The 9037-nt window shown below is 42.8% G+C and carries 6 protein-coding genes; 4 read left to right on the top strand and 2 right to left on the bottom strand.

The annotated features are described in order from the left end of the window. The first annotated feature begins 446 nt into the window (after positions 1-446). From ACFE90_RS32280 to ACFE90_RS32270, 3 genes are all read left to right on the top strand, one after another. On the top strand, positions 447-1043 hold the full coding sequence (locus ACFE90_RS32280) for a cytochrome b/b6 domain-containing protein (RefSeq protein WP_375506397.1): 597 nt from the start codon (positions 447-449) through the stop codon (positions 1041-1043). Positions 1044-1148: 105 nt separating this feature from the next. Then, on the top strand, positions 1149-2585 hold the full coding sequence (locus tag ACFE90_RS32275) for a bifunctional orotidine-5'-phosphate decarboxylase/orotate phosphoribosyltransferase (RefSeq protein WP_375506396.1): 1437 nt from the start codon (positions 1149-1151) through the stop codon (positions 2583-2585). A gap of 337 nt (positions 2586-2922) precedes the next feature. Beyond that, positions 2923-4023: an AI-2E family transporter gene (locus tag ACFE90_RS32270; RefSeq protein ID WP_375506395.1), complete on the top strand. Its 1101-nt coding sequence runs from the start codon at positions 2923-2925 to the stop codon at positions 4021-4023. Between the two features lie 231 nt (positions 4024-4254). Here ACFE90_RS32270 and ACFE90_RS32265 read toward each other — a convergent pair whose 3' ends face one another. Beyond that, complete coding sequence (locus tag ACFE90_RS32265) at positions 4255-6708, bottom strand: ATP-dependent Clp protease ATP-binding subunit (protein WP_375506399.1); 2454 nt, start codon at positions 6706-6708, stop codon at positions 4255-4257. Between the two features lie 369 nt (positions 6709-7077). Between ACFE90_RS32265 and ACFE90_RS32260 the strand changes: the two genes are divergently transcribed. Further along, positions 7078-7374: a DUF3288 family protein gene (locus ACFE90_RS32260; protein ID WP_375506398.1), complete on the top strand. Its 297-nt coding sequence runs from the start codon at positions 7078-7080 to the stop codon at positions 7372-7374. Positions 7375-7516: 142 nt separating this feature from the next. On the opposite strand, the gene ACFE90_RS32255 is transcribed toward ACFE90_RS32260, so the two are convergent. After that, positions 7517-9037, bottom strand: coding sequence for an HlyD family secretion protein (locus ACFE90_RS32255; RefSeq protein ID WP_375506394.1), 1521 nt, complete (start codon positions 9035-9037; stop codon positions 7517-7519).

Below are 9037 nucleotides of genomic sequence, written 5' to 3'. Positions count from 1 at the left end.
AACACTCCCCGATGTATTGGGGAGGGAACTGTATTTCTAGTTTCCCCCCAATGCTTGGGGGGGATTAAAAGGGGTAATTCGACTTGTGTATACACCGTAGCCTTAGCAAGGGAAGGGGAGCGTTTGCGTCAGCAAATGTGGGGTGGGGTTCTTTGTTTTTGATTTATGCAAGAGGTCTTATCTTTGATCGTGGGCACTAAAACAGGTTACAGCATCTTAGTAGCATCACTCAACAGCCCGTTGTAAACATCGCCCAATTTTGAAAATTTAGCTTAAAACAACCTTAGCCACACTTAAACTGACATTTAAAACCGCAGATGGTAAACCATCAATGTCAGAATACTGAGTCATAGAATGGGAAAATAAAGGTGAGTAATGTCCACCCCCAAATTTGCTGGACTATTTACCCAAGACAGATAAACAACAAATTTTATCAGTCAAAATCTATGACTTTGACCCCCTTTCAAACTCGAAAACTACCCACTCAAGCAATAGGAGCCAAAATTTTCCACTGGTGTAACATCATTAGTCTGTTTATTATGCTCACCAGTGGACTACAAATTTACAACGCCAACCCTGTTTTTGGTGGACGTGCAGGTTTGCACATTCCTCCGATATTTACGTTAGGAGGTTGGCTTGCAGGAGGTAGACACTGGCATTTTGCAGCAATGTGGCTATTTTCGCTGAATCTCTTGTGGTATGGAATTTACGTTTTAATTACCCGACGCTGGCGACATCGCTTTGTAAGTGCTAATGACTTCAAAGCATTACAAAAAAGTCAAAATTCCAAACGTCTAATTTATGCTTGGCATCGGATTGCATATACAGCAATTATTCCTATCTTGCTGCTAGCGTTATTGACAGGAATAGGAATGTATAAACCTGCTCAATTTCCCTGGATTGTGGATTTGTTTGGCGATTGGCAAGCATTGCGAATTGTTCATTTTGCCTCAGTGCCGATGGTTATCTTATTTGCAGTTCTTCACTCTCTATTAGGGCGGAAGGCTGGCGGTAGTGAATTAACAGAATCAATGTTTTCGTAAACAAACTATGGTCATGGAGATAAAAAGACACGGAGACTAATGACTAATGACCAATGACCAATGACTAATGACTAATGACTAATGACTCTTTTTTAAACTAAAAAAATGAACTTTTTTGATAAATTGAATCATAATATCTTGCAAAATCAAAGCTTACTATTTGTAGGACTTGATCCAAATCCAGAGATGATGCCTGTGCGTTATGAATCTGAAGAACTCATCATTGGTTTGGAAAAGTGGTTACAATTCATTATTGCTGAAACTTCTGATTTCGTTTGTGCTTATAAACCGACACTTGGCTTCTACGAAGCATTAGGTATCCCCGGTTTAGAATTGCTGTACAAAACTTTAGCAGCTATTCCAGCCCATATTCCAGTAATTTTAGATGCCAAACACAGTGACTTAAATACTAGTACCATTTTTGCCCAAACTGTGTTTACACAATGGCAGGTGGATGCAATCACTCTTAGTCCCTATACAGGACAAGATCATGTAGCACCTTTTTTGGTCTATCCTGATAAAGCGGTGTTTATTTTATGCTGTACTTCTAATGCAGGTGCAGAAGCTTTACAGCAATATCCTACAAACGAGTCACCCCTTTATTTACAGGTGGTAAAAGAATCAAAAACCTGGGGAACTCCAGAACAATTGGGTTTGGAAGTGGGAACTACAAATCCTGAGATTTTAACACTTATTCGAGCGATCGCGCCTGAACGAATTATTATGGCGCGTAGCATCTGGGCGGAAGGCGCAAACCTGAAGCAAATTTTAGAAGCAGGTTTGAATGCTAACGGTGATGGTTTACTGATTCCTGTTCCTCAAGATATGTTGGGAAACACCCAACTATCTGAGGAAATCCAGTCTCTACGCGCAGAAATTAATCAAATCAAAGCTGAGATTATTCATGAAAATTCCACATGTTCTGTGTGGTTTCCTGATGTTTGTTTTCTAAATCAGCATCCCTACCAAGATTTGATTTTACAACTTTATGATATTGACTGCATTATGTTTGGCAGCTTTGTCCAAGCATCAGGAGCTATATTTCCTTATTACATCGACTTACGCAAAATTATTTCCAATCCCCAAGTTTTCAATCAAGTTCTCACTGCATATCAGGATATTTTAAAGAATCTCATTTTTGATAGGTTAGCAGGTATTCCCTATGGTTCTTTACCTACTGCGACTGGTTTAGCTTTGCGCCTTCATTGTCCGATGATTTTCCCCCGTAAAGAGGTAAAGGCCCACGGAACTCGGAGAGTAATTGAGGGTAACTTTCATCCTGGTGAAACAGTTGTAGTTGTTGACGATATTCTCATCAGTGGTAAAAGTGTTATGGAAGGGGCAGGAAAGTTAGAATCAGCAGGATTAAATGTTAATGATATTGTGGTATTTATCGACCATGAACAAGGAGTGAAAGATAGGTTACAGCAAAATGGTTATCGCAGTCATGCAGTTTTAACTATTTCGGAAATTACTAATACTCTGTATCAAGCAGGCCGAATAAATGAGGAGCAATTTTTAGCTTTCGCTGAAAGTTCGTGATTGGAATAATGGGGAGTAGGGAGTAGGCTTGCCGTGAGCGTAGCCGAACGGGAGTAGGGAATAGGGAATAGGGGAAGATTTTTCTCATGTACTTACCCTTGGTTATATCTTGCACCTGCCTACTTTCTTGCCAGAGAATAAATTCTCTGGCTAATAACACAAGTCCACTCAAGTAGACTATAAACCTTACGCAGTCTTCAATAGATAGACTTTAGCTAGTAGCCCCAGAATTCATGCTGAGGCGGTTGTTGGGACTGGTACAAGTTCTGAGCCTTGAACATATTTAATTACCAGGTTCAATCTAGTAACTGAAATAATTGGGATTTTTAAATTAATTATGAATTTTCCACTGAATCAACTACTTCGATGGTTAATTTTTACGCTGTTATTTCCTCTAGTGTTTCTCAATGGTTGGCTAGCATTTTTACTGGTTAAAAATTTTCAACCTGTTGTAACAATTCTTGTTTTGGCTACTTTGCTTGCATTCGTTTTAAATTATCCTGTTGCCATTCTCCAAAAGCGAGGACTGAAACGTGGCTATGCAGTAGCATTAGTTTTTATCTCAGCATTGATAATTATTGTGGCTTTGGGTATCACTTTGGTTCCCATTGTTTTAGAGCAATTTAATGAGATGGTGAAAGTCCTCCCCCAATGGATTGATTCTAGCAAAGAAAAACTTCATATTTTAAATGATTGGTTTTTTAGGCACAAAATAAATGTTAATTTAAGTCAGTTATTAAGCCGATTAACTGAGCAATTACCCAGTGAATTAGAGTTTCTTTCAGATAAACTTTTAAGCATTATCATAGATACGATTGATAGTATCTCTGAGGCATTAATCACAATAGTAATAACTTTCTATTTGTTGTTAGATGGCCCAAGGATTTGGGAGGGGATATTTAAAAAACTACCTGGAAGTTTTGCTCAGAAGGTAAGTCAATCTATTCAACAAAACTTTCAAAATTACTTGATTGGTCAGGGAAGTTTGGCTTTACTGATGGGAGTTTCATTAACATTATTATTTTTAGTTTTTCAAGTCCAGTTTGCTTTACTTTTTGGTTTGGGGGTTGGGCTTTTGAGTTTAATTCCTTTTGGCGATGTCGTCAGTCTTGTTGTAATAACTTTAATAATAGCCACACATGACTTTTGGCTAGCAGTGAAGATTTTTGCAGTAGCTGTTGTCATAGACCAGTTAATTGATCAGGCGATCGCACCACGGCTTTTGGGCAAATTTACTGGTATCAGACCAATATGGGTGTTAATTGCTTTGCTTGTAGGAACCAATGTTGGTGGAGTCTTGGGTTTGCTAATCGCGGTACCTGTAGCTGGTTTTATCAAAGATATAGCAGATAACTTTTCTAAATCTGGTGATTCTGAGAATGTAGTTGAAAGTGAAACAGCATCAGAATTGTTGGCAGAGGAATCAATATCACCATGAGTTGTTGATTTGTGGAGAATTATAAAGCGCACAGCTAGCTGTGCTATACTACCATGTGTTGCATCCAAAAGAAAATTGCATAAAAAAAGCCCCCAGCATTTCTACTAGGGGTGAAAGATATAATACCATTTCACTTTATGTTTGTCGGAGATGCCCCTGCGATTGCCTCTACTTAGATGAGAGGCTAGAGGATTTCTCAAATATTACAGCAAAAGGTGATCGGGTATAAAATTAGCCAACATTTGCCAAGAGTAATTCTCGTTTTTCTGATTTTCGCACTCTTACCTGAGAGTCATCATCAACATCGACGATCGCTGTATCTCCATCTGTAATTTCACCAGACAGCATTGCTTCGGCGAGAGAATCTTCTAGGAGGCGCATAATTGCCCGGCGTAATGGTCTAGCACCATAGCTAGGGTTGTAGCCTTCTTGTACTACACGGTCTTTGAAGCGATCGCTAACTTCTAAGATAATTCCCTTTTCTGTCAAGCGCTTAGAAACATCACGAAGCATAATCTCAGCGATTTGCTTCACTTCATCCCTAGAAAGCTGGGTGAAGACGATAATTTCATCGAGACGGTTAAGGAACTCAGGACGGAAGTAAGCTTTCAATTCTTCATTTACCAAGGTGCGGATGCGGTTATAACTAGCATCGGCTTGAGTATCAAAGTCAAAGCCTAAACCACTACCACCTTTTTCAATCACCTTGGAACCAATGTTGGAAGTCAAAATGATCAGCGTGTTCTTGAAGTCCACTTTCCGACCTTTGGAATCAGTAAGTTGACCGTCATCCAAAAGTTGCAGCAGCATATTGAATACATCGGGGTGTGCTTTTTCGATTTCGTCGAATAGCAACACTGAGTAAGGTTTCCGCCGCACGGCTTCTGTAAGCTGACCGCCTTCGTCATATCCTACATAACCCGGGGGCGAACCAATCAGCTTGGCGACGGTGTGGCTTTCCATGTATTCGGACATATCTAGGCGAATCATCGAGTCTTCCGCACCGAAGAAGTAGGCAGCTAATGCTTTTGCCAATTCTGTTTTACCGACTCCGGTAGGGCCAGAGAAGATAAAGCTAGCAATGGGACGATTGGGATTCTTCAAGCCAACACGGGCGCGGCGGATACCGCGAGATACAGCCGAGACTGCTTGCTCTTGACCGATGAGCCGTTGATGTAGAGTGTCTTCTAGGTGCAGAAGCAATTCTGACTCAGATTCAGTTAGCTTGTTGACTGGTACGCCAGTCCAAGAAGCAACGATTTGGGCGATGTCTTCTTCGTCAACCACAGTCGAGTTGATAGGTTGATCGTTTGGTGTAAACGTTGCTTGCAGTTGTTCTGCGAGCTTTAATTCTTGGTCGCGCAGTTGTGTAGCTTTGTCAAAATCTTGGACTCTGACTGCTGCTTCTTTTTCTTTGGTAACGCCAGCGAGTTCACGCTTGAGTTCTTTATTGGGAGAACTTTGAGAGTTCCGCAGACGAACGCGAGAACCAGCTTCATCAATCAAGTCTATTGCCTTATCCGGCAAGAAGCGATCGCTAATGTAGCGGTCTGATAATTCTGCTGCTGCTACAAGTGCTGAATCCAAAATTGTGACTTTGTGGTGCTGTTCGTAAGCGCCGCGCAAGCCGTAAAGAATTTGTACTGTTTCCTCTACTGAGGGTTCCCCTACCATAATTGGTTGGAAACGACGCTCTAGGGCGGCATCGCGCTCGATATGCTTACGATACTCATCGAGGGTAGTTGCGCCGATGCACTGGAGTTCACCCCGTGCTAAGGCAGGTTTGAGGATGTTGGCTGCATCCAAACCACCTTCTGTACCACCAGCGCCAACCAAGGTGTGAATTTCGTCAATCACCAAGATGATATTGCCCACAGTGCGAACTTCTTCCACGACTTTTTTGATACGTTCTTCAAAATCGCCACGGAAGCGAGTTCCAGCTACCAATGACCCCATGTCGAGGCTGATAACTTGCTTACCCTGTAAGGTTTCGGGAACATCCTGGTTGATAATCCGTTGAGCTAGACCTTCTGCGATCGCAGTTTTACCAACTCCTGGTTCTCCAATCAACACTGGGTTATTCTTAGTGCGGCGACCGAGGATCTGGATCGCCCGCTCAATTTCCTTCTGGCGACCAACTACGGGGTCAAGTCTGCCTTCTTGTGCTAATTTGGTCAAATTACGACCAAACTCTTCCATCGTTAATGGTTGGGTGCGCTTTTGACTACCACCACCAGCTATAGCTGGTGCATTTTCACCCAAACGGCGAACTATGGCACTGCGGACGGTCTTGAAGTCAACTCCTAGATTTTGCAGTACTTTGGCGGCAACACCTTCACCAGCCTCGGTCAATCCTAAGAGTAAGTGTTCAGTGTTAATGTAATTCTGTCCCAGACTATGAGCTTCTTTAAACGATTGCTCGAAGAGGCTTTTTACTTTAGGAGTAAAAGGAATTTCTGGTGGTACAAAGCCAGAACCCCTACCAATAATTTTTTCTACCTCACGACGTGAATCTTTGAGGGTAACGCCTAATTCGGCCAGCACTTTAGCAGCAACCCCAGTTCCTTCTCCCATCAAACCCAGGAGAATTTGTTCTGTTCCTACAAAGTTGTGTCCCAGGCGACGGGCTTCCTCCTGAGCTAACATAATTACTCTAATGGCTTCGGAAGTGAAGTGTTCAAACATAATGGGTTCTTGCTCCCTCGCTGCTTGGACTTTGGGTGAGATAAAATTCACCCTCATCTAAAGTTTTTTGTATTTTCTTAAGAACAATGTAACTTTATTTAAACTTGAGTGGCAGTGGTGAGAGCCGTAAGACATCAGGTGTACTTGCCGTCTAAGAAGTAGAGACGCGATTAATCGCGTCTGTACAGTAGAGACGCGATTAATCGCGTTTGTACAGGAATTAGGAGTTCTCAATTTGACAATTAGCTTGTCAGTGCAGAAGATGATTTCTTTTGCTTTTTCTGCTCCTCAGCTTTGGGCTAAACTTAAAACTCAGGATTTAACACGGGCTAAACACCTCGCTACCACTAATGACACTCAGGATTCATGATGACTGATGCACCCGCAGGTAAAGACCAACAACATCCTCTTTATAGCCGCGATCGCCCCCTTATTGATATTTTACTCTCTCAAGAGGCGACAGACTATAACTTAGCAGAATTAGCTAGGCTGCGAATGCGTTATCAAGGGTTTCCGGGGGCAAGAGATATCCAAAAAGACCTAGATAAAGCCTTGCAGCAGTGGGGTTTGACCGAAGCCGAGCTTTTTGAGAAAACTCGCCAAATTCACAACCTGGGGGGTATTTACAAAAGTCGTGGCAAGAAAGAGGAACAGGATTGGAATTAAGGCATGGGGCATTGCATTATCGATTGTGGCGATGGCTTTCTTAATTTAGGAAAAGAGGAATTGGGGCAGGGTGCGGGGCGCAGGGCAGAAAGTTTCCCCTTTTGCCCCAGCTAAATGCTCCCTGCTCCCCTGCCTATAAAGGTCAAACATCTACAATTAGCCTGGCTTTTCTCAAAAAGAATTGGAGTACAGTCTCTTCTTTAGAAATAATATCGGCTCTGCCTTCCATTCCCATTTGAATGGAACATTGTCTGTTTCCTCGACCTAAAGACAGAGCTTCAGGTTCAATTGTTACCTCATAGAAGGCAGCAGTAGCTTTGGGAGTAGTTGCCATTGTAGGAGCACTTGTAGCAGCACCATTATTCGCTAGTGGGAAAAATGCATCTGGAGAAATTGATTTAACTTTACCTTTGAGAGTACCGTAATCTGGATAGGGACAGGCAGAAACTCGCATTTGCACGTTTTGTCCTGGTTTCAGCTTGCTTTTATCCTCAGTTCCTACCACTGCCTTAATTACCAAAGGGGCAGAAGTAGGAACAATTTGGGCAACTTCTTCTCCAGGGCGCAATGTTTGGCCGGGGTTGCGTAGATTGAGCTTGGAGATCACACCGTTTGCTGTGGCAGAAACGATCGTTTCCTTAAGTTCGATATTCACTTGTTTAAGTTCGCGGCCATCATGCTCGAACTGTTTTTGCATTTCAATCCGTTGCTGAATTAGCGCGTTGCGTTCTTTGTTTAATGTAGCGATGTTACCTTGCCCTGTAGCTTTTTCTTGAGCAATGCGTTCTTGTGCGATCGCTACTTCTGCTGGAGTTGGATTCAGGGCAGCTTGTAAGCTTTGCAATTTGGCTTTAGCAGCAGAGAGTGCTTGTTCTTGCTGGCGAGCAGCTAGTTGTGCTTCCTCAAATTGATCTTGTGACAAAGCTCCAACTTTGGCTACGTTCTCATATCGGTTTCGCTTTGTCTCGGCTGCTCCTAACCCGGCAGTTGCTGCTCTGACATTTGCTGCCGCTTCTTGGACATCACTAACAGTAGTAATTTGCTTATCTCGATAATCCCGCTTGCGACTGCTCAATTCGGCTTGTGCCGCTGCAACCGCACGCTTGCTGCTGTCAGTTTGGGCTACAACTTGGTTATTAAGGGCATGAATCTGAGCGTCGATTTGAATCAGTTGTAATTTTATTTGCCCAATGCTACTTTCTAGTTGACTCTTCTTGGTTTGCAGGCGGGAGTCGTCAATAGTAGCGATCGCATCTCCTGTTTTGACAACCTGATTCTCTTTCACAAAAATCCGCACAACTGGCCCTTCTGTAGCAGCCTGAACCAGCCGCAATTCACCAGCCGGACGCAGGTTTGCCTGTGCTTGAACGGTGACTTTGTATTTAGTTACAGAGCCGACGGCAGTTGCTATTGTCACAGCAACTAATGCGATCGCGCCGCCAATAGTAGTCCAATTACCAAGTGGTGGAAGAAAATCGTTTTCTTCAACTTGGGGCAGCAAGACAGAATTCGATTGACTAACCATAATGAGAAATAAGTGATGAAGAAGGGATGGTTGAGAATAAGGCAAGGGAGCTCTTAGCTGGGAGCAAGGGGGAAATGAAGAAGCAGGGGAGTAGGGAGCAGGGGGAAAAGAGGAAACTTTCTCCCCTGCCCCCCGCAC

This window comes from uncultured Nostoc sp., from assembly GCF_964245445.1.
Classification (GTDB): Bacteria; Cyanobacteriota; Cyanobacteriia; order Cyanobacteriales; family Nostocaceae; genus Nostoc.
Note: the sequence above shows the minus strand (reverse complement) of the source record. Positions and strands in the feature narration are given on the sequence as shown.

What these genes read in the sequence shown, in the direction of transcription:
- ACFE90_RS32270 (WP_375506395.1), top strand. Translation starts at nt 2,923, where the DNA reads ATGAATTTTCCACTGAATCAACTACTTCGATGGTTAATTTTTACGCTG.
- ACFE90_RS32265 (WP_375506399.1), bottom strand. Translation starts at nt 6,708, where the DNA reads ATGTTTGAACACTTCACTTCCGAAGCCATTAGAGTAATTATGTTAGCT.
- ACFE90_RS32260 (WP_375506398.1), top strand. Translation starts at nt 7,078, where the DNA reads ATGACTGATGCACCCGCAGGTAAAGACCAACAACATCCTCTTTATAGC.
- ACFE90_RS32275 (WP_375506396.1), top strand. Translation starts at nt 1,149, where the DNA reads ATGAACTTTTTTGATAAATTGAATCATAATATCTTGCAAAATCAAAGC.
- ACFE90_RS32280 (WP_375506397.1), top strand. Translation starts at nt 447, where the DNA reads ATGACTTTGACCCCCTTTCAAACTCGAAAACTACCCACTCAAGCAATA.